Origin of the sequence: Nonomuraea composti (genome assembly GCF_012034275.1) — a bacterium.
GTDB classification, from domain to species: domain Bacteria; phylum Actinomycetota; class Actinomycetes; order Streptosporangiales; family Streptosporangiaceae; genus Nonomuraea; species Nonomuraea composti.
Map to the genome: position 1 here is coordinate 84182 of NZ_JAATEP010000004.1, position 24546 is coordinate 108727.

Here is a 24546-nt window from a genome sequence, read left to right on the forward strand (position 1 = left end):
CTGCACAGCGCGCTTCTAGGCTTTCGTACGTGGCAGAGCAGCGACGCATCCTCGTGGTCGAGGACGACGTGACGATCGCGCTGGCCGTACGCAACCGCCTGGCGGCCGAAGGCTTCGACGTCAGGGTGGCCGGCGACGGGCAGGACGCACTCGTCCAGTACGGCAACGCGGAACCGGACCTGGTGATCCTCGACCGGCTGTTGCCGGGCCTCGACGGCCTGGAGGTCTGCCGCAGGATGCAGGCGGCCAGGCCGGTGCCGGTGCTCATGCTGACCGCGCTCGGCGACGAGACGGACGTCCTCGTCGGGCTCGGCGTCGGGGCCGACGACTACCTCGCCAAGCCGTTCAGCATGCGCGAGCTGGTCGCCAGGATCCACGCGCTGCTGCGCCGGGTGGAGCGGGCGGCCCAGCTCGCCGCCGAGGACACCGTGATCAGGGTCGGCGAGGTCGAGATCGACACCGCCGCCCGCCGCGTGTTCGTGCGCGGGGCCGAGGCGCAGCTCACCAGGACCGAGTTCGACCTGCTGCGCCGCCTGGCCGAGCGGCCCGGGCAGGTCTTCGAGCGCGACCGGCTGCTGTCGGACGTGTGGGGCTTCTCCGAGGCGGCCGCCACCAGGACCGTGGACAGCCACGTCCGGGCGCTGCGCCGCAAGCTGGGCTCCGACGTCGTCCGTACCGTGCACGGCGTCGGGTACGCCCTGGTGCGCCGGTGAACCCGCTCGACTTCCTCGGCCGCATCAAGGTCAAGCTCGGCATCGTGATCGTGCTGGCCGTCGGCACCGCCTTCGTGGTGAACGAGGTCGGCATCAACTCCGGCTTCTCCCGCGAGGTCCGCATCGCGGTCGCCGTCGTCCTGGCGCTGATCATGGTGCAGGTGCTGGCCATGGGCATGACCAAGCCGCTGCGCCAGATGGCCCGCGCCGCCCAGACCATCGCCAAGGGCAGCTACACGCTGCGCGTCTCCGCCACCTCCAGGGACGAGGTGGGCGAGCTGGCCAGGGCGTTCAACGCGATGGCGGCCGACCTGCGCGAGGTGGACCGGCAGCGGCGCGAGCTCGTCGCGAACGTCAGCCACGAGCTGCGCACCCCCATCACCGGGCTGCGCGCCGTGCTGGAGAACGTCGTGGACGGCGTCTCCGCGGCCGACCCGGTCACCATGCGCACCGCGCTCGCCCAGACCGAGCGGCTCGGCCGGCTCGTCGCCCAGCTCCTCGACCTGTCGCGGCTCGACTCCGGCGCCCGCCTCATCGAGGCCGAGGCCGTCGAGCTGGCGCCGCTCATCGAGCAGGCGGTGCGCGAGGCGTCGCTGGCGCGCGAGGACGTGGTGATCCGGCCGTCGGTCCCCGACGACCTGGTGGTGCGCGCCGACCCCGACCTGCTGGCCCAGGTCCTGGCCAACCTCCTCGACAACGCCGTACGGCACAGCCCGCCCTCCGGGGTGGTCACCGTGAGCGGCTCGGCGTCGGGCTCCGGGGTCCGCGTCGCCGTCGCCGACCAGGGGCCGGGTATCCCCGGCTCGGCGCGGGCGCGGGTCTTCGAGCGCTTCTCCCGCCTGGACGCGGGGCGCGCCGCCGACGCCGGGGGCGCCGGGCTGGGGCTGGCCATCGTGAAAGAGATCGTCGAATTGCACGGGGGATCCATCAGGATCGACGACTGCGCCGGGTGCCGGATGGTCGTCGAGCTACCAGGGAGGACGACGATGGCAGACGTGTCGCTGCCGGCGGGGGAAGAGGAACGGCCGGAACCTTCGGACGAGGCGGTCGCCCCGCCGGAAGCCGCGTCCGGGCCGGCGGCCGGGGTCATGGCGGCCCTCGGCACCGCCGCCGCCGCCGCCGGCGCCGCCTCGGCGGCGGGCACCACTCCGGCCGGCACTTCATCGGTGGCCGGCACCACCTCGGGTGCGGGCGGGGCGCAGGCAGGCGGTGCGGCGGCAGGGGAGCCCGCCGGGGCGGCGAGCGGCCCTGCGGGCGGCGGCGCCCTGGGGGCCGGCGCCACGTCGGGAGTCGCGGCGGCGGGCGACCGCCCGGCAAGCGTGGCGGCGGTCGCGACGGCCCCTGGCGCCGGCGCGGGCGGCAGTGCCGGTGGCCCGGCCGTCGTCACGTGGGGCGGCGTTCCGATGGGCGGCCTCGCGCCGGGCGGTCCGGCAGCGGGCGGCCTCACACCGGGCGGCCCGGCGGCGGGCGGTCCGGGGGCGGGCGGCCTCACGCCGGGCGGTCCGGGTTCCGGCGGTCCGGCGGCGGGCGGGTACGGGCCGCCCGAGCCGCCGAGCCCCGTCGGCAGCCTGGCCAGGGTGTTCGGCGGTGCCGTCATCGGGCTCATGGTCGGCTTCCTCGTGGGCATGTTCGGCGCCGTCTTCGTCAGCGTGACCGTGGGCGACGGGATGGCGCTGATCACGCTCGTCGGCTGCACCGCGTTCCTGGGAGCGGTGGGCGCGGCCATGGGCGCCGGTTCGGGGCGCAGGGCGGCGGTAGCGGCGTACCAGGCGACGGTGCCGTACCGGAGCCAGGCGGGCCCGGTCCCGCCGTACGTGCCGCCGCCGCTGTTCCCCAGGCCCGAGCTGCCCGACCCGCCCAGGTGGCTGCTGCCGGCCGCCGCGGGGGCGGGCGTGTTCGCGGCGGTGGCGCTGCCCGAGGCGCAGGTGGGGCTCGGGATCGTGCTGGTCGCGATGGTGCTGGGCGCGGCGGCGCTGCCGGCGGTGCTGCGCCGGATGACGCCGTGGACGGTGGCGTTCGCGGTGACGGCGTACTGGCTGATCTCCATGGCGGCGGTGCGCGACGCCGACTGGCTGGTGGGGATCCTGCTCGTGGCGGGGGCCGGGCTGGGCGCGCTGGCCGTCTCGGGCGCGGGCACCGGCTGGCTGGGCGTGATCAGGGGCGGCGCGTCCGTGCTGCTCGCGCTCGGCCCCGTGCCGTGGTTCCTGGCGCGGCCGCTCAAGCGGCTGACGGCCCGGCGGCGGGTGCTGCCGATGGTGTCCGCGCTGGGCATCACGGTGGTGCTGCTGGTGGTGTTCGGGTTGCTGTTCTCGTCGGCGGACGCGGTGTTCGCCTCGTACGTGGAGCGGCTGACCACCACCCCCGACTGGGCCGAGTCGATTCCCGGGCGGATTGTCCTGTTCGTGCTGTTCGCGGTGCTGCTGGCCGCGGTCGTGCTGGTCGCGCTGCGGCCCGTCGCGGACCCGGTGGGCCCCGACACGAAGTTCAGGGTGAGCAGGAGCGTCTGGCTGGTGCCGCTGACGGCGGTGAACCTGCTGTTCGCGTCGTTCGTGGCGGTGCAGGTCACGGCCCTGTTCGGCGGCAACACGCTGGTGCTGCGGACGGCGGGCCTGACCTACGCCGAGTACGCCAGGCAGGGCTTCTTCCAGCTCGTGGTGGTCAGCGTGTTCGTGCTGGCCATCGTGGCGGTCGCGGCCGGGCTGCTCAAGGTGGAGCGGGGCGAGCGGTGGGTGCTGGCCGGGCTGCTGGGCGTGCTGTGCGCGCTGACCATGGTCGTGCTGGCCTCCGCCCTGCACCGGATGAACCTCTACACCGACGCCTACGGCCTGTCCCGGTTGCGGCTGTCGGTGCAGGCCACGGTGTGGTGGCTGGGCGCGTTGTTCGCGCTGGTGCTGCTGGCGGGCGCGGCGCGGCTCACGGGCCGCGGCTCCGGCTGGCTGCCGCGGACGATCGTGCTGGTCACCGGGCTCAGCCTGGGCGCGTTCGCGATCGTCAACCCCGATCTGCGCGTCGCCCAGACGCAGGTCGAGGTGCGCGGCCCGGCGAAGATGGACTCCGACTACCTCGGCGACCTGGGCGCGGAGGCGGTGCCGGCGCTCGACCGGCTGCCCGAGCCGCAGCGCAGCTGCGTGCTCGCGGCGGTGGTCGAGGCGAACGGGCTGGACCGGCCCGACCCGTGGAACGGCTGGAACCTGGCCCGGTCGCAGGCCCGCGACCTGCTGGCCGAGCGGCCGGTGCGGAAGGTGTCGGGGTGTCCCGACCTGCGGGCCTCTGTCGAGGACTAGCTCCCCTGGTTAAATCCAGATGTGACCTTCGACATAGTGATCAGCGGTGGGCGGGTGCTCGACGGCACGGGCGCCCCGCCGTACCGGGCGGACGTGGGCATCGCGGGCGACCGGATCGCGGCGGTCGGCCGGCTCGGCGACGCCCCGGCGGGGACGGTGATCGACGCGGCGGGCCGGCTCGTCGCGCCGGGCTTCGTCGACTGCCACGCGCACGGTGACGCGGCCGTGTTCGACCCGGAGGTGCAGCGGGCGGCGCTGCGGCAGGGGGTCACGACGTTCGTGCTGGGGCAGGACGGGCTGTCGTTCGCGCCCGGCTCGGCGGCGACCGTCGCCTACGCCTCGCGGTACTTCGCGGCCGTCAACGGCACGTCGATGGAGGGGCCGCTGACGGTCGCCGAGCTGCTCGCGGGCTACGACCGGGCGGTGGCGCTGAACACGGCGTACCTGCTGCCCCACGGCACGATCCGCTACGACGTCATGGGGCCCTCGCCCGACCGGGCGGGGCCCGGTGACCTGGCGGGGATGCTGCGGCACGTCGAGCGCGGGCTGTCCGAGGGCGCGGTGGGGCTGTCCACGGGGCTGGAGTACCTGCCGGGCCGGTACGCCGACGCCGAGGAGCTGGCCGCCCTGTGCCGGCCGCTCGGCGGTCTGCCGTACGTCACCCACATGCGGGCCTACGGCGAGCGGGCCGGCGTCGGGATGGCGGAGGTGGTGGAGATCGCCGGGCGCTCGGGCGCGGCCGTGCACGTCTCGCACCTGCACGGGCCCGCCGACGTGCTGCTGCCGCTGGTCGAGGAGGCCCTGGGCAAGGGCGTGGACCTCACCTTCGACACCTACCCCTATCTGCGGGGGAACACGATCCTGGCGATGGTCGCGCTGCCGCCGTCGGTGCCGGGCGCCGACACGGACGCCGCGCTGGAGATGATCGCGTCGGACGCGCTGGACGACTGGTGGCCCACCCGGGAGGCCCTGTGGCCCCGGCTCACCGTCTCGCATGCGCCCGGCCTGGAGTGGGCCGAGGGCCTGACCGTGGTGGCCGCGGCCGAGCGGGCGCGGGTGGCGCCGGCCGCGTTCTGCCGCCGCCTCCTGGCCGAGACGCGGCTGGAGGCCGGGGTCGTCATCGCCCGCCCGGACGAGGGGCCGCGGGGTGACGAGTCCGTGCGCCGGATGCTGCGCCACCCCTCGCAGACGGGCGGCTCCGACGGCATCTACGTGGGCGGCCATCCGCATCCGCGCGGTTTCGGGGCGTTCGCCCGGTTCCTCGGCCGGCACGTCAGGGAGCTGGGCGACTGGACGTGGGAGCAGGCGGCGGTGCACCTGGCCGCGCATCCGGCCCGCCGGTTCGGGCTGGCGGACCGGGGGCTGCTGCGGCGCGGGTTCGTCGCCGACGCGGTGGTGTTCGACCCGGCCACGGTGGGCGACCTGGCCACGTACGCGGCGCCGCGCACGCTGGCGGAAGGGGTCGGCGACGTGGTCGTCTCCGGCGTGCGCGTGCTGGCCGGCGGCGAGCTCACCGGGGCCACGCCGGGGCGCGCGCTGCGGCCTTCGTGAGCGATAGGGTCGGACGCGGACTAAAGGGGGTGTTGTGCCGGCGATTCTCGGCCAATCGGTCTTCGACGGCGGGCTCGAATTTCCCGCCATGGTGGTGCACCGCGACGCGCTGGAGCACAACGTCTCGACGATGGCGGCCTTCGCCCGCGACCACGGCATGGAGCTGGCGCCGCACGCCAAGACGCACATGTCCCCCGAGATCGCCAGGATGCAGCTGGAGGCCGGCGCGTGGGGGCTGACGGTCGCCACGCCCCGCCAGGCGGCCACGGTCAGGGCGTTCGGCGTCGGCCGGATCCTGGTGGCCAACCAGGTCGTCGATCCGGCCGGGCTCACCTGGGCCGCCCACGAGCTGGAGCGCGACCCCTCGTTCGAGCTGCTGAGCTTCGCCGACTCCCGGGCCGGGCTCGACATCCTGGCCGCGCACGCCGGCTCCCGGCCGTTCAGGGTGCTGGTGGAGCTGGGGCACGAGGGCGGGCGGGCCGGCTGCAGGACGATCGACGAGCTGCTGGAGGTGGCCTCCCACGCGCAGTCCACGCCCGGTGTCGAGCTGGCCGGGGTGGCCGGCTACGAAGGGGCGCTGCGCTCGGGCGACGAGGTCAGGAAATATCTGGACGCGTTGCAGGAGGCCGTCGAGTACCTCCGCGTCAAGAACCCCATCCTCACCGTCGGTGGCAGCCAGTGGTTCGACGTGATCGGCCGCGAGCTGGTCGCCACGCAGGCGCGCATCCTGCTGCGCAGCGGCGCCTACGTCACCCACGACGACGGCTACTACCGCGAGCGCACGCCGTTCAACCGCATCGAGGGCGAGCTGCGCCCGGCCCTGGAGGTGTGGGCGCACGTGCTGTCGGTGCCCGAGCCGGGGCTGGCGGTCGTGGGCATGGGCAAGCGCGACGCGCCGTACGACGAGGGGCTGCCGATCCCGCGCCGCGGCGGCGTCACGATCACGAAGATGCAGGATCAGCACACCGTGGTCCGCGCCACCGGGCTCAAGCCCGGTGACCTGCTGGCCTTCGGCATCTCCCATCCCTGCACGGCGTTCGACAAGTGGCGGATCCTGCCGCTGGTGGACCGGGACTACCGTGTCGTTGGCACGATAAGCACGCATTTCTAGGGAGATTCAGTGAAAAAGGAGCTCCGGACCACGGAGGGCGCCGCCCCCATCGGCGCCTACTCGCAAGGGCTCGTCGTCGGCGACTTCGTCTACACCTCCGGCGCCGGCCCCCTCGACCCCCAGACCGGCGAGGTCGTCGGCGACGACGTGGCCGCCCAGACGCACCAGACCATGCGCAACCTCGGCGCCATCCTGGCCGCCCACGGCCTCGGCTTCGACGACGTCGTCAAGGCCACCGTCCACCTGCAGCACCTCAAGCGCGACTTCGCCGCGTTCAACGAGGTGTACAAGTCGTACTTCAACCTGCCGTACCCCGTGCGGACCACCGTCGGGTCCGACCTGATGGACATCCTGGTGGAGATCGACTTCGTCGCGCACAAGAGCGCCTGAGGTGCGGCCGTGGACAGTTCGGTGTACGTCTTCGTCGAGGACCTGCGCGGCGAGGGCGTCGAGCGGGTGCTCGACAGGATCAGCGGGTACGGCGTCGCCGGCATCACCGTCGGCGCCGTGCACCACGCCTCCCGCGACGTCACCCCGCACGGGCTGTCCCGGCTGACGCTGCGCCACGACGGGGCGCACTTCACCCCGCCGCCGGAGCTGTTCGACGGCCTCCGCCTGACCCCCGTGCCCGGCTACACCGACGCCTTCGACGGCCTGCGCGAGGCGTGCGCGAAACGCTCGATGAAGCTGCACGGCTGGACGGTCTTCCTGCGCAACGCCACGATCGGCACCGCGCACCCCGACGTCACCGTACGCGACTGCTTCGGCGACCGCGGCTCGCTCACCGACCTGTGCCCCGCCCACCCCGACGTGCGCGACTACGCCGTCGCGCTGGCCAGGGCGGTGGCCAGGCTCGGCGTCGACAGCGTGGTGGCCGAGTCGCTGCACTTCAGGCCGCTCAAGCCGCAGCGCTCGTTCGTGCCGCTCGGGCCGATGGACGCCTACCTGTTCGCCCTCTGCTTCTGCGACTACTGCATGCGCCGGGCCACCGACCTGGGCGTCAACGCCGAGGTGGCGCGCGAGGAGTGCGCCCGCATCGTCGGCGGCGTCTTCGACGGCGACCCGCCCGCCCAGGGCGAGGTGACCCGGGCGGCGCTCACCGCGTACGCCGGGCCCGACGTCGTCGCCTACGCCCGCGCCCGCTCCGAGACCGTCACCACGCTGGTGTCGGAGGTGGCCTCGGCGGTCGCCGGCGAAGGGTCCAAGCTCGTCTTCATCGACCCCACGGGCGCCGTCAAGGGCTACACCGACGGCCTGCCCACCCCCGGCCTGGCCGCGCACGACGCCTGGCAGCTCGGGGTCGACCTGGTGGCCCTCGGCGACCTCGTGCCCGCGTTCGGCGTGCTGGCCTACGCGCGCGACGCCGCCCGGGTGGCCGACGACGTGGGCGCCTACCTGCGCTCGGTGGGCAAGGACCGCGAGGTGCGCGCGGTGCTGCGGCCCGGCTACCCCGACAGCGACTCCACCGACCGGCTGGTGGCCAAGGCCAGGGGGGCGAAGGCGGCGGGGGCGTCGGCGATCGACTTCTACGCGTACGGGCTGGTGCCGCACCCCGTGCTCGACCGCATCCCGGCCGCCCTGTCGCTCTAGCGCCGCCGCGCCCCTTCTCGCGGCCGGTCGGATGCCGTCGAGGAGTACGGGCGCCGCCGTGCGGGTCAGATGCCGTCGAGGAGGGCCGATACCGCTTCGGTGGCGAAGTCGTCGCCCGGTCGCAGGCCGCGGAAGACCGCCCGCATCCACACGGCCCCCGCGAGCAGGTCGACGATCAGCATCGGGTCGGCCGACTCCTTCAGCTCGCCCCTGCTCACCGCGCGCTCGAAGATCCGCCGCTCCCTGGCGAAGCGGTCGGCGAAGAAGCGCCGCGCGTCCAGCTCGGGATGGCGGACGGCGGCGCCCAGCGCGGCCACCGCGATGTCGCTGCCGGGCGGCTCGGTCAGCAGCCGCCGGACGCCCTCGACCAGTGCCACGAGATCGCCGCGCAGGCTCCCCGTGTCGGGGGCGTCGAACGCGAGCACGTCGGACTCGACCAGGGCCGCCCCCAGCAGCGCCGCCTTCGACGGCCACCACCGGTAGATCGTCGTCTTGTTGACGCCCGCGCGCTCGGCGACCCCTTCGACGGTCAGCCCGTCGTAGCCCTTCTCGGCGACCAGCCTCAACGTCGCATCGAAGATCTCCTGCTGCTTCCTCGGCGCCATGCGCCTCATTCTCTCCCGGTGAACGCCGTGAGCACGCCGAGCCCGAGGTAGACGACGCCGCTGACGTACCGCAGGCTCCTGGCGGCCCGGTCGAGGCGGCGGCCCAGGGCGCCGGCGGTGAGTGCGTACGCGACGTCGGAGACCAGCCCCAGGAGCATCAGCGTGAGGCCGAACACCACCACCTGCAGCGCGGGCGAGCCCGACTCCGGGTGCACGAACTGCGGCAGGAGCGCCAGGAAGAACAGCAGGGTCTTGGGGTTGAACACGTTGACCAGCACGCCTTCGAGGAACACCTTGCGCAGTGGCTGCGGCTGCGGGCGTCCCGCCTGCGCCTGCTTGCTGGTGAACGCCCGGAACGCCAGGTACACGAGGTAGGCGACGCCGGCCCACTTGATGACCGAGTACAGCGTCGCGGAGCGCGCGATCACGAACGACAGGCCCGCGGCGGCGGCCGCGATGTGCACGAGCGTGCCGAGCTCGATGCCCAGAGCGCTGACCAGGCCCGCCGACCGGCCCTGGGTGAGGCCCCGGGCGGTGATGTAGAGGTGGTTCGGCCCGGGGATGAGGACGAGGACGACCGAGGTTGTCAGGAAGAGGGTGAAAGTCGCGGGAGATATCACGAAAGAGCAGCGTAGGATGGTCTTGGTATGTCGAAGAGGGCCAATCCCGGGCCGGTTTCCCGGACCAATGCGTTGTCAGCGGGCTCTGGCATAGTTTCTGGCGTGAACGGTCTTCTTGTCGGGCGCTCCGCGGAGCTGGCCGGCCTCGTGCGGGTGCTCGCCGCCGCCGGCGACGGCATGGCGGGGGTGGCGCTCGTCGGTGGTGACGCCGGCATCGGCAAGACCCGGCTGATCAGCGAGCTGGCCGCCGAGGCCCGCGAGCGCGGGTTCAACGTGCTGGTCGGGCAGTGTGCCGAGCTGGGCGACGCGCTGCCGTACCTGCCGCTGGCCGACGCCCTGCGCGGCGCCGAGCCGGCCGTGCGCGAGGCCGCCGCCGCCCACCCCATGCTGGGCCAGCTCCTGCCGGGCACCGAGAGCGCCCCCTCGACCGGGCTCACGCAGCAGCGGCTGTTCGGCTCGCTGCTGGGGCTGCTCGCCGACGTGCAGCCGGTGCTGTTCGTGATCGAGGACCTGCACTGGGCCGACCGCTCCACCCGCGACCTGCTCGTCTTCCTCAGCCGCATGGTGCAGAGCGAGCGCGTCTGCGTCGTCGGCACCTACCGCACCGACGACCTGCACCGTCGCCATCCGCTGCGGTCCGTGCTGGCGGAGCTGAAGCGCCTGCCGACCGTGATGAGCCTGGAGCTGGGGCCGCTCGGCTCCGGCGAGATGTCCGACTATGTCGCGACTTTGGGAGACGTCGACGCCCAGGGGCTCGGTCTCATCGTCTCCCGCGCCGACGGCAACCCGTTCTATGCCGAAGAGCTGTTCGCGGCCATGGCCGAGGGCGACACCCTGCCCGACGGGCTGGCCAGCCTGCTGATGTCGCGGGTCGAGGTGCTGTCGGAGGCCGGGCAGCGGGTGCTGCGGGCCGCCGCCGTGGCCGGCCGCCGCGTCGAGGACGAGCTGCTGCGCGAGGTGTCCGGGCTGCCGCTGGCCGAGTTCGAGGAGGCGGTCAGGGAGATCGTCTCGCGCGGGCTGCTCAAGGTGCAGGGCCACGGCTACACCTTCCGCCACGCCCTGCTCCAGGAGGCCGTCTACACCGACCTGCTGCCCGGCGAGCGCACCCGGCTGCACGCCGCGTTCGCCCGCCTGCTCACCTCTCCGGCCGAGCTGGCCCACCACTACCTCGCCGGCCACGACCTGGCCGGCGCGCTCGCCGCCTCCGCCGAGGCGGGCCGGGCCGCCGAGCGCGTCGGCGCGCCCGCCGAGGCCCACAGCCACTACGACCGCGCGCTCAGCCTGTGGGAGCGCGTCGACGACGCCGAGCGCCTGGCCGGCGAGAGCCGCGTGAAGCTGGCCTTCCGCAGCGCCGTCATGGCCGCCGACAGCGGCGACAAGCACCGGGCCGTCACCCAGCTGCGGGTGCTGCCGCAGACGTCCGAGGTCAGCGAGCGGCTGGCCTACTACCTGGTCGAGATGGACGCCGACGAGAGCGCCGTCGGGGCGGCCGAGCGGGCCGTCGAGAGCGCCAAGGAGCCCGCCGCGCTCGCCCGCGCCCTGGCCACCCTCGCCCGCACGCTCCTGTGGTCCCCGCGCAGCCAGGAGGTCGAGGGCCTGTGCGCCAGGGCGCTCGAGACCGCCCGCGCGGCCGGCGCCAAAGACGCCGAGGTCGGCGCGATGCTCACGCTCGCCACGTTCGTCGAGCTGCGCGGCGACCTCACCAGGGCGCACGAGCTGGTCGACGCCGCCATGGCGCAGCCCACCGGCGACCTCGCGATGGACCTGCGGGCCCGCTTCCACCACGCCCGCATCCACTACGAGCAGGGGCTGCTCGACCACGCCGCCGAGGTCGCCGACGACGGCATCCGCATGGCGTCCGAGACCGGCCTCAAGTGGAGCACCTACGGCACCGACCTGCGGTTCCTGCGCTTCCTCATCCACTACGCGGCCGGCGAATGGGACCAGGCCGAGACCATGGCGGCCGGCTTCGGCGCGCGGGTCGGCACGGTGCCCGAGGCCATCCTGTCGTCGTTCGCGCTGTTCATCGAGGTCGCGCGGGGGCTGCCCGTCGTCGAGGGGCGGCTGAGCTGGCTGCGGCCGTTCTGGTCCGACCCGCTCGTCTCCTACATCTCCCGCGGGCTGGCCGCCGAGCACGCCCTCTGGCACGGCGACCCGGTCACCGCCCTCGACCACGTCCGCGCCGTCATGGCCAAGCAGATGGACGGCGAGTCCGGCAACGTCCGCATGGCCGCCATCGCGCTCTGGGCGCTGGCCGAGCTGGGCACCACCGAAGGCGCCGACGACTGGCTCGCCCACGCCCGCCTCGCCGTCGAGTCCGGCCCCACCGGGCAGGGCGGCCACCTCGGCCCCGAAGGGCTCGCCTGGGCGCTGCGGGTCGAGGCCGAGTGGCACCGCGTGCACGGGCGGCTCGACGCCGAGCTGTGGCGGCGCGCCGTCGAGGCGTTCGACATCGGGTTCGTGTACGAGACGGCGCGCGCCCGCTGGCGCCTGGCCGAGGCGCTGCTCGCCGCCGGCGACCGGGAGGCGGCGCAGGCGGAGTGGGAGCTGGCCAGGGAGACGGCGGGCAAGCTGCGCGCCGCGCCCCTGGAGAACGCCCTGCTCGACTTCGGCCGCCGCGCCCGCTTCGCCTCGGGGGGCGGGGCCGGCTCGCACGGCGACGGCGGGCTCACGGCGCGGGAAATCGAGGTGTTGCGGCTGGTGGCCGAAGGGCTGACCAACCGGGAGATCGCGGAGCGGCTGTTCATCGCGCAGAAGACGGTGAGCGTGCACGTGTCCAACATCCTCGGCAAGCTCGACGTCTCCACCCGCACCCAGGCCGCCGCGGCCGCCCGCCGCCTCGGCCTTCTGGGCTGACCACCGCCCCGGTTGTCTGGCGCCTCGCCGTGCCGTCCCGGCCGCCGTGCCACGGCGGGGGCCGCCTTGTGGCGGGGCGCCGCTTCGTCAGGGGCGCCCGGCGGCGGCGGGTTCGTGAGGGCGTTCGCGCAAGGGGCGGGTTCGTGAGGGCGTTCGCGCAGGGGCGGGTCAGGGCTGGGTGAGGGTGACGGCGTCGATGGACTTCAGGGCGCCGAGCTCGTCGGCCGTCATCCAGACGGCGCTGATGCGTCCGTCCGTGAGCGTCATGACGTCGATGACCCGCAGGTCCAGGAAGCGGCCCGTGGGTTTCAGCAACCCCGCCGAGGTGGCCATCGGGCCGACGTGCTTGCCGCGGGACCGGGCGACGAGCACGAGCTTGTCCGGCGTCTGGAAGACCTCCAGCAGCTCCTGCCGGACGTCCTCGAACATCGCCTGGACGGCCCTGGCCCTCGACACCAGCTCTGAGGCGGGCATCGGGGAGCCGTTGACCAGGACCGGATCGGTGTAGTACGCGCGGAAGGCCGCGGCCGCCGCCTCGTCGTCGGGAGGCAGGGGGTGGGTCCACAGCCGCAGCAGAGCTTCGACGTCGATGGCCATGCCGCCAGTGTGCGCCGCGGACCGCCCCGAGGCGAGACCCAGCCGGGAGCGGGTCCGGTCCGGATCTCACCCCGGGGCGGGATCTCAGCGGAAGCGCGTCCGGTCAGGACCGCATCCCGAGGCGGGACCTCAGCCCGAAGCGCCGCCGGCCAGGATCGAGGACACGTCGAACTTCTGCTTCAGGTAGCCGAACTCCAGCATGAGGTCCGCCACCCGCTGCACCCGCGCGGGGTCCACGGTGGTGGTGAAGCCGCCGAGCTTCATGGTGGAGGCCGTCGCCTGGTCGATCTTGGTGTACTTCAGGAGCGCGGCGGTGACCTGGGTGGAGTCGGAGCGGGCCAGCTCGGTCGCCTTGCGCAGGGCGCGCTGGAAGGCGGCGACGGTCTTCGGGCTCTGCTGGGCGAAGGCGTCCGTGACGAGGTAGCCGGCGATGGGGAAGTCGGTCAGCGTGCCGGAGAAGATGTCGGTGAGCGTGACGGCGCCGAGCGTCTTGGCCGCCGCCTGGTGGAACGGCTCGGGCAGCAGGGCGACGTCCACCTGCCCGCTGTCCAGCGCCCCGGCCATCTCGGGGAACGGCCGCTCGACGAACTTGACGTCCTCCGGCCGCAGCCCGGCGGTCTTGAGCAGGGCGGAGACGGAGAGGGTGGAGATGTTGTTGAGGGTGTTCACGCCGACGGTGTGGCCCTTGAGGTCGGCGATCTCGGTGATCGGCGAGCCCTTCTTCGTCATGAGCAGGAAGTTGCCGGGCTGCGCGGTGTACGCGGCGCCGACGATCTTGATCTTGACGGTGCCGCTGGCCGAGGCGAGCAGGGCGGAGACGTAGTTGCTGTGCAGGATGTCGATCTTGCCGGAGACCAGGTCGGGCATCGCCGCCGCCCCGCCCGAGATCAGCTCCGTCTGGACCTTGAGCCCTTCGGCGGTGAAATAGCCCTTGTCGATGGCGATCTGTATGGGTGCCACCTCCGGGAGCGGCAACATCCCGATTCTGATTTCGGTCTTTTCCCGGCCATTGGTCGGCGGGGCCGAATTTCCTCCTCCACCGCAGGCGGTCAACACGAGTGCCGCGACGCAGAGGGCGGACAAACGCCGGAAACCTAACATGAACGCTCCTCGGTGGGTAAACGCGTCCGATAAGGCCGATCTGCGAGCCTAACTCCGCCGTGCCACAAAATCGCTACATTTTTGCGTCATGCCAGGTGAGCGCTCTTTTCTCCAGAAGCAGAAAGCCCTGGTTCAGCAGATAACCCAAGATCCCGAGCAGCACGATCGCCCCCCACACGCCCGGCAGGTCGAACGCCCGCTGCGCCGCCCGCAGCTGGAACCCGATGCCCTCGGTGCTGAAGAACTCCGCGATGACCATGAGGATCAGCGCCAGCGACAGGCTGAGCCGCAACCCCGCGAAGATCTTGGGCGCCGCCGACGGCAGGATGACGCGCGCGAGCCGCTGCCCGCGGCTCAGCCCGAACACCCGCGCCGTCTCCAGGTGCCCCGGCTCCACGCTGCGCGCCCCGTCGGCCGCGTTGAACAGCACCGGCCACACGATCCCGAACGTGATCGTGGCCACCTGCATCCGCGTGCCCGTCGAGAACAACGCCAGGAACATCGGCAGCAACGCCGGCGCCGGCAGCGCCCGGCCGAACTGGATGATCGGATCCAGGAAACGGTAGAGCAGCGGCGAGCGGCCGATGGCCACGCCGAGCGTCACCCCGCCGGCCCCGGCCAGCACCCAGCCCGCCAGCAGGCGTCCCAGGCTCTGGGGGAAGTTGGCCAGGGCGGTGTCGTTCAGCCAGAGCGTGGCGGGTGAGCCGGTGAACCACAGCTCGCGCATGTGGGTGACGATGAGCGACGGCGGCGGGAAGAACGGGTGCTGCGCGGCGCGCGTGGCCAGCTCCCACACGAGGAGCACGACCGGCACGATCCACAGCCGGGCCAGCCGCGACAGCGCCGCCCGGAGCGCCGTGCCGACCCGCGCCCGGAGCGCCGTGCCGACCCGCGCCCGGAGCGCCGTGCCGACCCGCGCCCGGAGCGCCGTGCCGGCCCGCGGGCCGGTCGAGGGCCTGGTCGACGGGCCCTTCGTCGGGTCGGGGCGCCGGGTGGTCATCGGGCCGTTCCCGGGTGCCAATGGAAGATGCGGCGCTCCGCCCAGACGAACGCGCCGTTCGTGGCGATGCCGAGCAGCCCGGCCCAGACGGTGGCCGCGACGGTCAGCGTGAGGCCGTCCGGGCTGCTGCCGGCCAGGATGATGAACGCGCCGATTCCGTCCGAGCCGCCCGCCAGCAGCTCGGTGCTGATGGCCAGGATGAGCGCGATCGTGGCCGCCACCCGCACCCCGGTCGCGATGAACGGGGCCGTGCTCGGCAGCGAGACCCGCAGCAGCACCGCCAGCCGGCCGAAGCCGAACGTCCGCAACGTCTCCTTGGCCAGGGGATCGACCTCCCTGAGCCCGTACATGGTGTTGATCAGGATCGGCCACGTGGACGCGTACATGATCATCGCGATCTTCATGTCCAGCCGCTCGGTGAACACGAACGCCGCGAGCGGGATGAGCGCCACGGACGGGATCGGCCGCAGGAACTCGATCACCGGCCGCAGCGCCCGCTCCACCGCCGGCACGCTGCCCAGCAGCAGCCCGGCCGGTACGGCGACCGCCACCGTCAGCGCCAGCCCCAGCGCCCACGCGGCAAAGGTGGCGCCGACGTCCAGCAGGAATTCCGGATCGGCCGCCAGCCCGGCCGCGGTGACCAGCACCGTGGAGGCGAGCGGGAATTGCGCGGTGGAAACGAGCCCGAGCCGGCCGGCCGCCTCCGCGAGAAGGAGCAGGCCGGTCACGCCGAGGAAACCGCAGAATAACGCGCTGTCGAATGGACGCCGGAAAAGCAGCCGGGGGATCAACAGATCGCCCCGGTGGGGAGAAATGCCATGAAGCTCTCCATATTCTCCGAGACGGTGAATATGGAGCCAGCGTAACGATCAGTTGTGCGAATCGGCGAGTGCCTGCCGTTGCCCCGGGGGGGCCGGGTTCAGCGGGTGGCCTCCAGGAGGAGGCCGGGGTCGCCGAAGTTGCCGGACTTCAGCAGCAGCGCCGGGCCGGACGGGACGAAGATCCAGGGGACGCCCCGTGCCGCCTCCGCCCCGATCACGCCGCCGGGCACCCCGAGCGCGCTCACCACCGCGCCTGACGTCTCGCCGCCCGCCGTGACCAGGCGGGTGACGCCCCGCTCCACCAGCCCCCGCGCGATGCGGCCGATGGCCGACTCCAGGAGCGCCGCCGACCGCTCGGCCCCCAGGGCCTGCTGGACGCGGCGCAGCTTCGCCGGCTCCAGCGACGAGTAGATCAAAGGCGCGCCGTCGCTCGCGTCGAGGGCGTCGTACCAGGCCAGAGCGCGCCGGGCGAGCGAGTCGGCGTCCTGGTCGGTCAGCGCGTCGAGCCGGTGCGCCGGCCGGCCCGCCTCGATCATCACCTGGACCTGCTCCAACGTGCGGGACGAGCAACTGCCCGCCAGCACCGCGGCCGGCCCCGACGGCTCGGGCGCGGCCGTCTCCTCCTGCCCGGCCGCCCCGGCGCGGGCCGCGGCCAGCCCGCCCGCGAGCCCCGCCGCGCCCGCCACCAGCGGCGCGCGGACCAGCGCGCGACCGGCTGTCATCAGGTCCTCCTCCGCCAGCGCGTCCACGAACGCGTACCGCACCCCCTGCTCGCGCAGCTCCGCCAGCCGCCGCTCGACCGCCTGCCCGCGCACGTGCGGCAGCGTCACCACCCCCGACCGGTAGGCGCTCTGGGCCTCCAGCAGGCGCGGCAGGTACGAGTCGGTCATCGGGGTGAGCGGGTGGTGGCGCATGTGGGACTCGCCGAGCAGCACGTCCCCGACGAACAGGTAGCCGTTGTACTGCGTGCGGCCGTGCTCCGGCGAGCTGGGCGTCATCGGGACGATGGGCGCCTCCAGCGCGTCGGCCAGCGCGTCCAGCACCGGGCCGATGTTGCCCTCCGGAGTGGAGTCGAACGTGGAGCAGTACTTGAAGTAGACCTGCTCGGCGGCGCCGTGCGCGCGCAGCCAGCGCAGCGCGCGCAGGGAACGGGCCACCGCGTCGGCCTTGTGGACCGTGCGGGTCTTGAGCGCGATCACGACGGCGTCGTGCTCGGGGGGCTGGGCGCCCTGCGGCGGGAGCCCGAAGTAGAGGAGGGTGCGGAGGCCCCGGCGGCGCAGTGCCACGGCGACGTCGGTCGCGCCGGTGAAGTCGTCCGCGATGGCGCCGATCATGGGTGCCCCGCCGGGCTGGTGTCGATGCTGTCGTCCTGCGAGTCGAACATGATGCCGACGTTATCCGCGTCCGGTCACCGGACGGTCCCGCGCCCCCGCTGCGGTACAAATCGTGACGGTATGCCGCATAACGGTCAGCTCGTGATGGTCTGGTCGCGCAGCTCGAAGTAGCTGGTGTGGTCGGTCTGCAAGTAGGCGTGGAAGTTCTGGGCCATGCGGCGGGCCGACTTGTCGGCGGTGACGATCGTGACGACCACGTAGTTCCTGGACGCGCCCGAAAGGATCTTGCCGTAGACGTACCGGGTGAGGGCCTTGTCCTGGCGCCACTTGACGGCGTCCGACGACAGCTTCGCCAGCCGGTCGGCCGTCGTCTTGGCGGCCTGGTCCGTGGGGAAGGACAGGATGACCTGCACCGCCTTCAGGTGGCCGCTGTAGGCGGAATAGGCGAGCTGGACCGCCCTCCGGCACTTGTTCTTCGCCAGCACGCCCTGGCCGTCCACCGGGGTGCACGAGCTGTACGTCCAGCCGCCGACCTTGTCGGCCTTGAACTTGATGCCGCCCAGCGCGAAGTTCCAGTCGTCGAACTCCTGGTGCGTGATCGGCGAGCCCGGCTGCGCCTGCTTCGAGGTCGCCGGGGTGTCGTCCGGGGTCGTGGAGGGGGAGGCGGAGGGAGCCGTCGTGGGCTGGTCCGACGGGTCGGGGGTCTGCGGCGGTGTGGGGTCGGACGTGGTGGGGGTGCTGCTCGGCAGGGCGACGGTCGGTGCCGGGCCCGGGGCGTTCAGGTACGCGTACGCGGCCCAGCCGCCGCCCCCCAGGAGCAGCACGGCCAGGCCGGCCACCAGGGCGATGAGCAGCACGTTGGCGCCCTTGGCCGGGGGAGCGGGCGCATACCCCGGCGGCCCATACGGCGGTCGCGGCTGCCCTCCGTGCGGCGGCTGGCCTGCGTATGGCGGCTGGCCTCCGTGCGGGGGCTGGCCCGCGTGTGGCGGCGCACCGAGCCCGTACGTGTTCTGTGCGGCAGGCGCCGCCCCGGGTGCCTGGGGGGCCGGGGCGGTGGGCGGTTGCCCGTAGCCCGGTTGCCCGTAGCCGGGCTGTCCATAGCCGGGCTGTCCGTAGCCTGGTTGCTGCGGGCCGGGGCCGTAGGGCGGGTGGCTCGGGCCGGGCTGTTGCGGGCCCTGGCCGGGTGGCGGGCCGTAGCCCTGAGGGGGGCCGTAGCTCGGGGGAGGGCCGTAGGCGGGTGCGGGGGCGTGGCTTCCTTGCGGCGCTCCCTGGCCCTGTGCGCCGCCCCACGGTCCTGGCTGGTGGGGCTGGGGTTGCGGAGGCTGCGGAGGGTGTGCCATGCCCCCATTGTGGTGCAGCCCCCCACCTTCTGCCCCAATTACCCCACCAATCGCCACACGGGACAGCCCGGCACCCCCGCGATGCTTTGGTCGTCCGCCCCCAGACCAAGGTCGGATGCCCGGCGGGGCCGGCCATCCGTAGCTTCGGCGGCATGACAGAAGTGCGCACGCCACACGCCGGCGGCCGAATCCATGAGGTGGACGTGGTGCGCGGGTTCGCGCTCGCGGGCATCCTGGTGGCCAACATCGGCTTCTTCGCCGACCCCGGCTACGCCGTGAACGGCACCCTGCCCATGCCCGGCGGCCCGGTGGCCTTGGTCGTCACCACGCTCGTGCTGAGCAAGTTCTACATCGTCTTCTCGTTCCTGTTCGGCTACTCGTTCACGCTGCAGATGCGCTCGGCGCAGCGGGCGGGCGTGAGCGTGCGGGCCAGGACGTTGCGCCGGTGCCTGGGCCTGTTCGTGATCGGTGTCGCGCACGGGGTGCTGCTGTGGATCGGTGACATCCTCACCCTGTACGCGGTGCTCGGCCTGGTCCTGCTCGCGTTGCGCGGCATCCGGCCGAGGACGGCCGTGGTGACGGGCACGGTCATCGTGGCCGTGCTGGCCCTGCTGTGGGCGGGGCTGGCGGCGCTGTCCACGCTCGACCCGGCCGCCGGCCAGGCCCCGCCCGCCGACCTGGCGGCGGCCCGCTCGCTGGCGCTGGCCACCGGCAGCCCGCTCGACGTGCTGACCCTGCAGCTGGAGCTCTACCCGCCGCTGGTCGCGATGGTGTGGATCTTCCAGGGGCCGATGGCGCTGGCCATGTTCCTGTTCGGGCTGGCGGCGGGCAAGGCGCGGGTGCTGGAGGAGACCGGGCGGTGGTGGCACCTGGCGCGGCGCGTCCAGTGGATCGGGTTCGGTCTCGGCCTGCCGGGCGGGGTGCTGCTCGCGGTGACGTCGTCCATGCCCGGTATGGGGGAGCTGGTGGGGCAGGCGGTGAGCACGGTCACGTCGGTGCCGCTGGCCGCCGCGTACGTGGTGACTTTGCTGCGCGTGACCCGCCGCTTCCCCGCGGCCGGGCGCGCGCTGGCGCCGGCGGGGCGGGTCGCGGCCTCCAACTACGTCGGGCAGTCGGTGCTGTGCTGCCTGGTCTTCACCGGGTACGGCCTGGCGCTGGCGGGCAGGCTGTCACCGCTCGCCGTGATGGGCGTGGCCCTGGCCATCTACACGTTCCTGCTGGCGCTGAGCGCGTGGTGGCTGCGCACGCACCGCTACGGCCCGGTCGAGTACGTGCTGCGCCGCGTCACGAACGGTGCTCAGGCCACGGCGGCGCAGCGGCGGTAGCGGCCGGGCGGCACGCCGAACTCCCGCTTGAATGCGTTGCCGAACGCGAACTCCGAGGTGTATCCCACCCGCTCGGCCACCTCCGCCACCGACGCGTCGGTCTCGCGCAGCATGCGGGCCGCGCTCGCCAGCCGCCACCAGGTCAGGTACGCCAGCGGCGCCTGCCCGACCAGGGCCGTGAAGCGCCGCGCGAAGCCGGCGCGGGACAGGCCGGCGTGCGCGCCCAGCGACTCGACCGTCCAGCGGCGGCCCGGCTCGCAGTGGATGGCGTTGAGCGCGCGGCCGATGGCGGGGTCGGCCAGCGCGGCGGCCCAGCCGGACAGCGTGCACGGCTCGTCGCCGCCCTCGAACCAGGCCCGCAGGATGTACAGCTGCAACATGTCGAGCAGGGACGACACGACGGTGTCGGCGCCGGGTCGCGGGTTCTCGATCTCGCCGGCGAGCAGCTGGACGGCGGACCTCAGCTCGGGCTGGCAGCCGAGCTTGGCGGGCAGGTGGATCACGGCGGGCAGCGAGCCCAGGATGGGGTGGATGCGATCGGGGGCGGTGTGGTAGCCGCAGGACAGGATCACCGTCTCGGCCCCCTCGCCCTCGAAGCCGGCCGAGGAGAACAGCTCGGAGTGCGGCCCGCAGTCCGACTCCGTCAGCGGCGTCGAGGGGTCGTCGGCCAGCCCGAACCCGTCGCCGTGTGGCAGGAACACCACGTCTCCCACGCCCAGCCGGACCGGCTCGCCCGCCTCGGGCAGCAGCCAGCAGGACCCCCGCAGCACCACGTGGAACCCGGCGGACCCGGGCGTCGTGGGGAACGCCCGCCCCCAGGGCGCCCGCCACGAGATGCGGGAGGAGACCGGACGCCCGGTCCGCATGAACGCGACCACGTCGCTCAGCACATCCATAAGTGACGAGTCTAACCCCTGAGACGATCGCGTATAAAACTGAGCTGACAACGCATTCAGTATCTCAGCCTTCCCTCGTAAGGTGATTCGGGTAACCGAACCCCTGAGAGGAAGCACTGACATGCAGAAGGTAGGCATCATCCTGGGCAGCACCCGTCCCGGACGCAACGGCGACGTGGTGGCGCAGTGGGTGCACGATCTGGCGGTCAAGCGGGGCGACGCCGAGTACGAGATCGTCGACCTGAAGGACTACGACCTGGGCCACCTGGACGAGCCCCAGCACCCCGCCATGGGTGAGTACCAGCACGAGCACACCAAGCGCTGGTCGGCCAAGATCTCGTCCCTGGACGCGTTCGTGTTCGTGACCCCGGAGTACAACCACTCCTTCCCGGGCGCGCTCAAGGACGCGATCGACTTCCTGTACGCGGAGTGGGCCAACAAGGTCGCCGGGTTCGTCGGGTACGGCGTGGACGGGGCGCCGCGGGCGATCCAGCACCTCAAGCACGTCCTTGGCCTGCTCAACGTGGCCACCACGTCCGGATCGGTCGGGCTGTCCATCCACACCGACTTCGTCGACGGCTTCAACCCCGCCCCTCACCACGAGGACCGGCTCAACGGCGTCCTCGACCAGGTGCACACGTGGGGTACGGCCCTGCGCCCGCTGAGGGGGTGACCGTCATTACGTATTCATCCGGCCATGCCGCCCCTCTAGGGAAGCACGATCCTGGAGCAGGGGGTGAGCATGCGGCTGGACCTCGCCGGAGCGGCCGCGCCCAGGATCGCCGAGACCCCCGCCGAGCCGAGCGCGGTCTTGCTGCGGGGCAGCGCCCTGCTCGGCGGGTATCTCTGCCCGGCCGCACCCCGGCTGGCGGGTCTCTCTCCCCGGCTGGGCGGGTATCTCTCCCGGCCGCACCCCTGCTCGGCGCGCATCTCTCCCGGACGCGCCCCTGGCTCGGCGGCGGAGGGGCCCTCAGCTCGCGGAGGGGCCCTCAGGTCGACTCGGCCACGATGGCGGCGAGGGTCTGGGCGGTGGTGAAGTCGGGGGCGAGCCGGTTCTTCGTGACGGCGAACGCCACGCCCGTCGCGGTGTCGGCGCAGGCGTAGCTGCCGCCGCTGCCCGCCCACCCGAACACGGTCGGCGTGTCGTCGGGATCGGTGCCGACGCGGCCGACGGCGTAGCCGTTCGCGAGCACGGCGCGGTTGCCGAACACCCGGTCCACGTCGTCCACGACGGGCGTGCCGACCTCGCGCAGGCGCTCCGCCGAGATCAGCCGCACACCGTCGACGGGGCCGAGCAGCGCGGCGTACATGCGGGCCGCCGCCCGCGCGGTGAACTGGCCCGCCGCCGGGATGGCCGCGGTCAGCACGTCGGCCCGGTTCCCGAACGCGGCCGTGGGCAGCACGCCACGCGGCGCCACGGCGAGCACGGGCGAGCCATCAGGTGGCGCGGCGCCGTTCCCTGGTGCGTCTTCGAGGCGGGCGAGCCGTCGCAGCTCGGCCCGCGGCACGCCGAGGAACAGCTCGCCGGGCACCTTCAGGGGCGCGGCCACCTCGTCCGCGAACGCCTTGGAGACGGGCACGCCGGTGACCCGCCGCACGACCTCGCCGACGATGTGGCCGAAGGTGTAGGAGTGGTAGCCGGTGCCGGTGCCCGGCTCCCACCACGGCCGGGCGTCCGCGATCAGGGCGCACATGTGGTGCCAGTCGCACAGGTGCTCGGGCGTGAGGTCCGGCGGCAGGCCGGGGACGCCGGTCGCGTGCGTCAGCGCGTCCCTGATCGTGGCGGTGTCCTTGCCGTGCGCGCCGAACTCGGGCCAGATCCGGGCGATCGGGGTGTCGTAGCGCAGGGCGCCGCGCTCGGCGAGCACGTGGACGAGGGTGGCGGTCAGGCCCTTGCCGGCCGAGAAGGCGTGGAACGGCGTGTCAGGGGTGACCGGCCGCCCGGTCGCGGGGTCGGCCAGCCCGGCGACGACGTCGGCGACCTGCTCGCCGTGCCGGTAGACGGCGATCTGCAGCCCGCGCTCGGCCCCGGAGCGGACGAGCGCGTCGGCGGTGTCCTGGAGCCTGCGTCGCAAGGCGGTCAAGGGCGCCTCACCGGGCTTCCGCGCGGTGCACGAGGGCGGCGATGCGGGCGGTGAGCTCGGGCCACAGCGCCCTGGGCAGGTTGTGGCCCATGCCGTCGACGACGACCAGCTCGGCCCCGGGGATGGCCGCCGCCGTGGCCCTGCCCCCGCTGACGTCGCACATCAGGTCGTCGGCGCCGTGGATCACCAGCGTCGGCACCCGTACGGAGCGCAGCCGCGCCGTGCGGTCGCCGGAGGCGATGACCGCGACGCTCTGCCGCGCCACCCCCGTGGGGTCGTAGGCCCGGTCGTAGGCGAGGGTGGCGCGCTCGCGCAGCTCGTCGTCGCCGGCCGGGTAGCCGGGCGAGCCGACGAGCCTGAACGCCCGGACCCAGTGCTCGATCACGTCTTCCCTGGTGCGCGGGGGCGGCCCGGTCATCCGGGCCAGGGCCTCGCGGTCGGCGCCGCCCACGCCGGGGGCCCCCGTGGTGCTCATGATCGAGGTGAGGGACCGGACCCGGGAGGGATGCTCGATCGCCACCGTCTGGGCGATCATCCCGCCCATGGAGGCGCCGACGAGGTGCGCGCTGTCGAGCCCCAGCGTGTCGAGCAGCCCGACGGTGTCGGCCGCCAGGTCGGACAGCGTGTAGGAGGCCGAGGACGCGTCGCCGGCCAGCGCCGCCGCCAGGTCGGGTTTCGGCGCGTCGTGGAAGTGGGTGGACAGCCCGGCGTCGCGGTTGTCGAACCTGATCACGTGGCAGCCCCGGGCGGCGAGCTCGGCGCAGAAGCCGTCGGGCCAGTGGATGAGCTGCCCGCCGGCGCCCATCACGAGCAGCACGGGCGGCGCCTGCGGGTCGCCGAGCCGTTCGTACGCGATCTCGATCTTCGACGGGCCGACGCCGAACGCCTTTTCCTCGCTCATTCGCGGCACCACCTCCTCACCGGCCATCGTATTTCTTCCGAATGGCCGCGCGGAAAGCCGCTGAATGGCGAGGAAATGCTTTTTTCAGGGCTTGCGCGCGACGCCCGCCAGCACGTTGTCATGGGTCAGGTCCTGGCGGATGAGGTCGCCGGGCTGGCCGCGCCATTCGGCCAGCGGCACCAGGCCGGGCTCGATGAGCTGCAGGTCGCCGAAGTACGACGCGATCTCGGCCCGCGTGCGCCAGCGGCCCGTGCCCGAGGTTCTTGTTGAAGTCGCGCTCGGCCTCCACGGCGATCCTGGACGCCTCCGGGTGCTCGTCGCCGGGGTTGTGGAAGTGCACGATGGCGAGCCGGCCGCCGGGGGCGAGGACCGAGCGGAAGCGCTCCATCACGCCGGAGGGGTCCTCGTCGTCGTTGAGGTGGTGCAGGACGGAGACGAGCAGCAGCCCGAGCGGCCTGCCGAAGTCGAGGTGCGCGCGGACCTCGGGTGCTCCAGGATCCCGGACGGGTCGCGGATGTCACCGGGGACGACGGTGGTGACGTCGTTCGTGGTTGCCCTGCGTGAGCAGCCCGGAGCCGAGATCGAGAAACTGCCGGATGCCGGCCTCGGCCGCCATGTGGTGCACGGCGCGGCGCAGGAACGCCCGGTTGGCCCGGCCCGCCTCCCGCGCGTCGGGGGCGATCTTCAGTGCCTCCTCGGCCACCCTGCGCTCGACCTCGAAGTTGTCCTTGCCGCCGAGGAAATAGTCGTAGACGCGGGCGATGCTGGGCTTGGTGGGGCCTACTCCGGGTGGCACCCATTCCTGCATGAACCGAAA

General features: G+C 73.3%; 22 protein-coding genes and 1 pseudogene. 9 read left to right on the forward strand and 14 right to left on the reverse strand.

From position 1 onward, the window contains the following. The first annotated feature begins 29 nt into the window (after window positions 1-29). Genes HCN51_RS07720 through HCN51_RS07745 form a run of 6 tightly spaced genes read left to right on the forward strand, consistent with a single transcriptional unit; the run spans window position 30 to window position 8249 of the window. Window positions 30-713: a response regulator transcription factor gene (locus HCN51_RS07720; RefSeq protein WP_168008205.1), complete on the forward strand. Its 684-nt coding sequence runs from the start codon at window positions 30-32 to the stop codon at window positions 711-713. Next, entirely contained in the window at window positions 710-3997 is a 3288-nt protein-coding gene (locus HCN51_RS61175) for a DUF4153 domain-containing protein (RefSeq protein ID WP_168008207.1), read from the forward strand. The genes HCN51_RS07720 and HCN51_RS61175 overlap by 4 nt, the downstream gene beginning before the upstream one ends. Window positions 3998-4018: 21 nt before the next feature. Beyond that, window positions 4019-5548 carry an amidohydrolase family protein gene (locus tag HCN51_RS07730; RefSeq protein WP_168008209.1) on the forward strand — a complete coding sequence of 510 codons (1530 nt, stop codon included), beginning with the start codon at window positions 4019-4021 and terminating at the stop codon, window positions 5546-5548. Between the two features lie 34 nt (window positions 5549-5582). Then, a complete protein-coding gene (locus HCN51_RS07735) occupies window positions 5583-6659 on the forward strand; it encodes an alanine racemase (RefSeq protein ID WP_346433567.1) in 1077 nt (358 codons plus the stop codon). Window positions 6660-6668: 9 nt separating this feature from the next. Then, window positions 6669-7049 (forward strand): Rid family detoxifying hydrolase, encoded by a 381-nt coding sequence (locus tag HCN51_RS07740; RefSeq protein WP_168008211.1) that lies wholly within the window; start codon window positions 6669-6671, stop codon window positions 7047-7049. A 9-nt stretch (window positions 7050-7058) separates the two neighbouring features. Beyond that, window positions 7059-8249, forward strand: a complete 1191-nt coding sequence (locus HCN51_RS07745; protein ID WP_168008213.1) for a hypothetical protein — start codon at window positions 7059-7061, stop codon at window positions 8247-8249. A 65-nt stretch (window positions 8250-8314) separates the two neighbouring features. Here the strand turns inward: HCN51_RS07745 and HCN51_RS07750 are convergent, their stop codons facing one another. Both HCN51_RS07750 and HCN51_RS07755 read right to left on the reverse strand, forming a co-directional pair. Beyond that, the gene (locus HCN51_RS07750; protein WP_168008215.1) at window positions 8315-8854 is read right to left on the reverse strand and encodes a TetR/AcrR family transcriptional regulator; all 540 of its coding nucleotides are present in this window, start codon (window positions 8852-8854) and stop codon (window positions 8315-8317) included. A 5-nt stretch (window positions 8855-8859) separates the two neighbouring features. After that, the gene (locus HCN51_RS07755; RefSeq protein ID WP_168008217.1) at window positions 8860-9474 is read right to left on the reverse strand and encodes a LysE family transporter; all 615 of its coding nucleotides are present in this window, start codon (window positions 9472-9474) and stop codon (window positions 8860-8862) included. Window positions 9475-9576: 102 nt separating this feature from the next. On the opposite strand from HCN51_RS07755, the gene HCN51_RS61180 reads away from it, so the two are divergent. Next, on the forward strand, window positions 9577-12330 hold the full coding sequence (locus HCN51_RS61180; protein WP_346433568.1) for an ATP-binding protein: 2754 nt from the start codon (window positions 9577-9579) through the stop codon (window positions 12328-12330). Window positions 12331-12498: 168 nt separating this feature from the next. Here HCN51_RS61180 and HCN51_RS07765 read toward each other — a convergent pair whose 3' ends face one another. The 6 genes from HCN51_RS07765 to HCN51_RS07790 form a co-directional block, all read right to left on the reverse strand. Continuing rightward, complete coding sequence (locus tag HCN51_RS07765; protein ID WP_168008221.1) at window positions 12499-12927, reverse strand: ester cyclase; 429 nt, start codon at window positions 12925-12927, stop codon at window positions 12499-12501. Between the two features lie 129 nt (window positions 12928-13056). Next, window positions 13057-14028, reverse strand: coding sequence for an ABC transporter substrate-binding protein (locus HCN51_RS07770; protein WP_277349940.1), 972 nt, complete (start codon window positions 14026-14028; stop codon window positions 13057-13059). A gap of 73 nt (window positions 14029-14101) precedes the next feature. Continuing rightward, complete coding sequence (locus HCN51_RS07775; RefSeq protein WP_168008225.1) at window positions 14102-15028, reverse strand: ABC transporter permease; 927 nt, start codon at window positions 15026-15028, stop codon at window positions 14102-14104. Further along, the gene (locus HCN51_RS07780; protein ID WP_346433569.1) at window positions 15025-15756 is read right to left on the reverse strand and encodes an ABC transporter permease; all 732 of its coding nucleotides are present in this window, start codon (window positions 15754-15756) and stop codon (window positions 15025-15027) included. The genes HCN51_RS07775 and HCN51_RS07780 overlap by 4 nt, the downstream gene beginning before the upstream one ends. A 191-nt stretch (window positions 15757-15947) precedes the next feature. After that, window positions 15948-17183, reverse strand: coding sequence for a 3-oxo-tetronate kinase (otnK, locus tag HCN51_RS07785; RefSeq protein ID WP_168008227.1), 1236 nt, complete (start codon window positions 17181-17183; stop codon window positions 15948-15950). Between the two features lie 134 nt (window positions 17184-17317). Then, entirely contained in the window at window positions 17318-18040 is a 723-nt protein-coding gene (locus HCN51_RS07790) for a hypothetical protein (protein ID WP_168008229.1), read from the reverse strand. Window positions 18041-18675: 635 nt separating this feature from the next. Between HCN51_RS07790 and HCN51_RS07795 the strand changes: the two genes are divergently transcribed. Next, complete coding sequence (locus tag HCN51_RS07795) at window positions 18676-19848, forward strand: DUF418 domain-containing protein (protein ID WP_168008231.1); 1173 nt, start codon at window positions 18676-18678, stop codon at window positions 19846-19848. Here the strand turns inward: HCN51_RS07795 and HCN51_RS07800 are convergent. Further along, window positions 19821-20744: an AraC family transcriptional regulator gene (locus HCN51_RS07800; RefSeq protein WP_168008233.1), complete on the reverse strand. Its 924-nt coding sequence runs from the start codon at window positions 20742-20744 to the stop codon at window positions 19821-19823. The two genes, HCN51_RS07795 and HCN51_RS07800, sit on opposite strands and share 28 nt — an antisense overlap. 121 nt (window positions 20745-20865) lie before the next feature. Between HCN51_RS07800 and HCN51_RS07805 the strand changes: the two genes are divergently transcribed. Beyond that, on the forward strand, window positions 20866-21417 hold the full coding sequence (locus tag HCN51_RS07805) for an NADPH-dependent FMN reductase (RefSeq protein WP_168008235.1): 552 nt from the start codon (window positions 20866-20868) through the stop codon (window positions 21415-21417). A 316-nt stretch (window positions 21418-21733) separates the two neighbouring features. Here HCN51_RS07805 and HCN51_RS07810 read toward each other — a convergent pair whose 3' ends face one another. The 5 genes and pseudogenes from HCN51_RS07810 to HCN51_RS59190 all read right to left on the reverse strand — a co-directional run bounded on the left by HCN51_RS07810 (window position 21734) and on the right by HCN51_RS59190 (window position 24537). Further along, window positions 21734-22828 (reverse strand): serine hydrolase domain-containing protein, encoded by a 1095-nt coding sequence (locus HCN51_RS07810; RefSeq protein ID WP_168008237.1) that lies wholly within the window; start codon window positions 22826-22828, stop codon window positions 21734-21736. 7 nt (window positions 22829-22835) lie between these two features. Continuing rightward, complete coding sequence (locus tag HCN51_RS07815; protein ID WP_168008239.1) at window positions 22836-23729, reverse strand: alpha/beta fold hydrolase; 894 nt, start codon at window positions 23727-23729, stop codon at window positions 22836-22838. Between the two features lie 84 nt (window positions 23730-23813). Continuing rightward, window positions 23814-23954, reverse strand: coding sequence for an SAM-dependent methyltransferase (locus tag HCN51_RS61185; protein WP_346433582.1), 141 nt, complete (start codon window positions 23952-23954; stop codon window positions 23814-23816). 124 nt (window positions 23955-24078) lie between these two features. Beyond that, window positions 24079-24174 (reverse strand): annotated as a pseudogene (locus HCN51_RS61190) (SAM-dependent methyltransferase); the annotation flags it as partial. Between the two features lie 72 nt (window positions 24175-24246). Continuing rightward, window positions 24247-24537, reverse strand: a complete 291-nt coding sequence (locus HCN51_RS59190) for an SAM-dependent methyltransferase (protein ID WP_240972590.1) — start codon at window positions 24535-24537, stop codon at window positions 24247-24249. Window positions 24538-24546: the final 9 nt, after the last annotated feature.

Excerpts from the sequence above, each read along its gene's own strand:
- HCN51_RS07750 (WP_168008215.1), bottom strand. The coding sequence starts at position 8,854 with ATGGCGCCGAGGAAGCAGCAGGAGATCTTCGATGCGACGTTGAGGCTG.
- HCN51_RS07765 (WP_168008221.1), bottom strand. The coding sequence starts at position 12,927 with ATGGCCATCGACGTCGAAGCTCTGCTGCGGCTGTGGACCCACCCCCTG.
- HCN51_RS07770 (WP_277349940.1), bottom strand. The coding sequence starts at position 14,028 with ATGTTAGGTTTCCGGCGTTTGTCCGCCCTCTGCGTCGCGGCACTCGTG.
- HCN51_RS07775 (WP_168008225.1), bottom strand. The coding sequence starts at position 15,028 with ATGACCACCCGGCGCCCCGACCCGACGAAGGGCCCGTCGACCAGGCCC.
- otnK (WP_168008227.1), bottom strand. The coding sequence starts at position 17,183 with ATGATCGGCGCCATCGCGGACGACTTCACCGGCGCGACCGACGTCGCC.
- HCN51_RS07795 (WP_168008231.1), top strand. The coding sequence starts at position 18,676 with ATGACAGAAGTGCGCACGCCACACGCCGGCGGCCGAATCCATGAGGTG.
- HCN51_RS07800 (WP_168008233.1), bottom strand. The coding sequence starts at position 20,744 with ATGGATGTGCTGAGCGACGTGGTCGCGTTCATGCGGACCGGGCGTCCG.
- HCN51_RS07805 (WP_168008235.1), top strand. The coding sequence starts at position 20,866 with ATGCAGAAGGTAGGCATCATCCTGGGCAGCACCCGTCCCGGACGCAAC.
- HCN51_RS07815 (WP_168008239.1), bottom strand. The coding sequence starts at position 23,729 with ATGAGCGAGGAAAAGGCGTTCGGCGTCGGCCCGTCGAAGATCGAGATC.
- HCN51_RS59190 (WP_240972590.1), bottom strand. The coding sequence starts at position 24,537 with ATGCAGGAATGGGTGCCACCCGGAGTAGGCCCCACCAAGCCCAGCATC.